The 3,496-nt window shown below is 59.0% G+C and carries 2 protein-coding genes and 1 pseudogene; 2 read left to right on the top strand and 1 reads right to left on the bottom strand.

All coding sequences use genetic code 11. The features are described 5' to 3' along the window. Positions 1-344: 344 nt before the first annotated feature. Positions 345-1,256: a DMT family transporter gene (locus SHM7688_RS12665; protein ID WP_058240314.1), complete on the top strand. Its 912-nt coding sequence runs from the start codon at positions 345-347 to the stop codon at positions 1,254-1,256. On the opposite strand, the gene SHM7688_RS12660 is transcribed toward SHM7688_RS12665, so the two are convergent. Further along, entirely contained in the window at positions 1,213-1,893 is a 681-nt protein-coding gene (locus SHM7688_RS12660; protein WP_058240313.1) for a thiamine diphosphokinase, read from the bottom strand. The two genes, SHM7688_RS12665 and SHM7688_RS12660, sit on opposite strands and share 44 nt — an antisense overlap. 142 nt (positions 1,894-2,035) lie before the next feature. Here SHM7688_RS12660 and SHM7688_RS12655 point away from each other — a divergent pair. Continuing rightward, positions 2,036-3,496 (top strand): annotated as a pseudogene (locus tag SHM7688_RS12655) (hypothetical protein); the annotation flags it as partial.

The raw sequence follows: 3,496 nt of genomic DNA, 5'->3' as shown, positions 1-3,496 counted from the left end.
GGATCTGATCCAATGGGCACCGGGCCTGCCCAAAACCCGCTCCGGCAAAATCATGCGCCGCATCCTGCGCAAAATCGCCGAAAACGACTACGCCGCCCTCGGCGACACATCCACACTCGCAGATCCAACCGTCGTCGATGATCTCATCGAAAACCGTATGAATCGCTGACTGTTCCCCGAACTCGGGTGGCGTCAAACCACCCGGGATCACTCCCTGTCGGGCCAGCCTTGCGCTGGCCCTTTTTTTTGCGCGCAATCAAGGCCACGCACGAAAATACTGACGCAGGGTTAACCTCAGGCAAACCTGAATTGAACCATCATTCAGCGCAACCTACGATTGTCACATGAAACACGCGGACCGTCCTCTTCTCGGCATCTTTCTGATGCTGTGCTTCTGTCTGTTGGCACCGCTTGGCGATGCCACAGCCAAACTGCTGTCTGATGTTCTCCCCGTGGGGCAGTTGCTTCTGGTGCGGTTTGGTCTTCAGGCGCTGATCCTGATCCCAATTGTCACCTTGACAGATCGGGACTGGCGGATGCCACCGCGCGTGTTGTGGCTCGTGCTCTGGCGCACATTGCTGCATATCGGTGGCATTGGCTGCATGTTCATTGCGCTGCGGCACCTACCCTTGGCCGATGCCATTGCCATCGCCTTTGTCATGCCTTTCATCATGCTGCTTCTGGGCCATTACATCTTGGGCGAAGAAGTTGGCATGCGGCGGCTCATGGCCTGCGTTGTCGGGTTTCTGGGCACCCTTCTGATCATTCAACCCAGTTTTCTGGCTGTGGGCCTGCCCGCTATCTTGCCGGTCATCGTGGCTGTCATCTTTGCCCTTTTTATGCTGGTCACCCGCCAGATCGCCAAGGAGGTGGACCCAATCACTCTGCAAGCCAGCAGTGGCGTGATTGCAAGCCTGCTGCTATTGCCCGCCCTGGCGATTGGCACGGAACTTGGCCTTGAAGAACTTTCGACAAACCTGCCAGATCCGAGCACTTGGGGTTTGTTGCTTCTGATTGGCGTCATCGGCACAATCGGCCACCTGTTCATGACATGGTCCCTGCGCTACGCCCCCTCAACCACTTTGGCCTCCATCCAATATGTTGAAATCCCGCTCGCCGCCGTTGTGGGCTGGATGATTTTTGGGGAGTGGCCCAATCTTATGGCGACGGCAGGCATTGTCATCACCATGGCCGCAGGGCTCTATGTGATCCTCAGAGAGCGGGCCATCCTTCAGGCGTCTCCAGAAGCTGCCTGACCAGCGCAGCGAGCCAGGCGCGTGGCAGGATCAACAACATGCCCGGGGCCTCAAAGCGCAGCGTCACCGGCCCCAGTGCGGCATTGGACGTGCCGATCATCCCATCTGGTGCAAACGCAATATCATCAATGGGCCATTGCAAGCCGCTGGACTGCCCAACAACAGGCACCATAGGAAACAGCGACACCCGCGTGCCTTTGGTAAGGTCCAGCTGCAAACGCGGCGGGGCCAGACAGACAATATCTTCTGCCCCGATTAAGATCACCCGTTGCCCGGGATGGCGCAGAAGGGTGCTGAAACAGGCCAGCTCATGATCCAGCCGTCCGCCCGAAAACCCAACCCCAAGCACCAAAGGGGCCTGCACATAGCGCAGCACCTTGTCAAAATCCGTGGTCTCCTGCTCCGCCACGGGACACAGCTGATCCGGGGTCAATTGCGCCCGTAGGGACACCGGCAGAGAATCCATATCACCGATCACCCGCTCTGGTGCATGCCCCATGTCCAGACAATGCTGCGCGCCACCATCTGCCGCCACAATCCGCGGTGCCAGGGCCGTCGCCATGTCAAAGGCCTCTCGGTTCAACGGTCCCGCGCCGACCACCGTGATTGGTTCCAAACAGTGAACAATCGCCGTCATAACTTCCGGTTTTCCCCCGCTCCAGAGCCGCCCGCCACATTTTCGCCCAGAAATGATACGCTGATCATCACAGAATCGGTCACGTTTCGTCTTTCCTCTAGTGGTAGTTTGATCGTTGAGTAGTGCAAAGGACCTTCAGAAGATGGTTACGAATAACAAAGTGCTTACGGTTTCTTACGGGACGTTCTCCTGCACCCTTGAAGGGTTTGAGGAATCGTTTGATACCATGAAAGCGATCGCGGAGTATTTCCGGGATCTGGCCGCAGACGACCGTTACTTTGGCGCGGAACCTCCGACGCCCGATGCCGAAATGCTGGCCCGTATCGCCGAAAAGGAAATCGCGCGCCGCGTCAGCGCCCGTCTGGATCATGGTGCCATTGTGCTCAGCGCATCCGACCCTGAATCAGGTGCGCAAGCCAGCCCGCAAGCCGATGCCGTTCAAGCCCCTGCCTCTCAAGCCTCTGCTGCGTCAAGCCCCGTGCAAACACATAGCGCCCCCCCCGTTGTCACGGCGCCTCAGCCTGAAGCAGAAGCCGCAACAACCTCTGTGACGCAAGACGCACCTTCTGAAACGCCTCAGGACACTCAGAGCGCAGAACAACAGGCAGATACGCTCGACACAGACGAACTGACTGACGAACTGACTGACGAACTGGCAGAAACTCCAGAGGCCCCTGCACAGGATATCGCTGAGGACATCACCGCAGAGATCGCCGAGGCCACCATCGAGGACGCGCCCGCCGCTGAACTGCCTGTCACCGACCTGTCCGAAGCCGACATGCCCGAAGCAGTGCTTGAAGAGGCCCCCACTGAGGAGGAAACCTCTCTGAGTGAGGCGACCCTCGACGCCGCACTTGAGGCTGAGCTTGATACAGACATGGGCATCGCCGACAGCGTTCTGGCAGCAGTCGCTGAGGATAGCGTTGCCGAGGACGCGCCTGTTGCCGAGGTGGACGCCAGCCCAGCCCCCGAGAATGCCATGTCAGAGGCGCCAGACGTTGCCCTTGATCTGGACAGCATCGCCGCCGCAGTTTCTGCTGTCGACGCCCTGAGTGACGACCAACTGGCCAGCGATGATGCAGCCGTTCCCTCTGATCTTTTGGTGCTCGAAGACACCATTGAAGACGGCGAAGATCCTTTTGCAGAACCCAGCCCCGTTGCGGAAGAAGACGTTGCAGAAACAGCTCTGGATTGGGAAGACGACGCCCCCGAGTATGAAGAAAACTCGATTGCCGCCAAGCTGGAACGTATCCGCGCTGTTGTGGCACGCGTGGAAACCACGCCCGAAGACACACTCTCCAGCGAGGATGGTCAGCCAGAACTGCGCACCGAAGACCTGTCCCTGACAGAGGCCCCTTCTCAGGCATCTGACGATCTGGCGGAAACGCACGAAGATACTGACGTTGCCCCTCAGGAAGCCTCCGACGTGATCACCCCGGTCAAACCCAAAGTCCGCCCGTTGCGCGCCCGTGTTGTGCGCATGAAAAAGGCGGATTTTGAAGAGGCCGTGGCCGCAGGCACGCTCGAAGCCGAAGCTGTCGAGACCGAGCCAACAGATCAGCCCGCGCCTTCCGCAGACGCCAGCAGCCTGACCCCGGAAGAT

Source organism: Shimia marina (genome assembly GCF_001458175.1).
GTDB classification, from domain to species: Bacteria; Pseudomonadota; Alphaproteobacteria; order Rhodobacterales; family Rhodobacteraceae; genus Shimia; species Shimia marina.
This window is presented reverse-complemented; position numbering and strand designations above follow the sequence as displayed.

Coding starts and splice junctions, on each gene's coding strand:
- SHM7688_RS12665 (WP_058240314.1), top strand. CDS start 345: ATGAAACACGCGGACCGTCCTCTTCTCGGCATCTTTCTGATGCTGTGC.
- SHM7688_RS12660 (WP_058240313.1), bottom strand. CDS start 1,893: ATGACGGCGATTGTTCACTGTTTGGAACCAATCACGGTGGTCGGCGCG.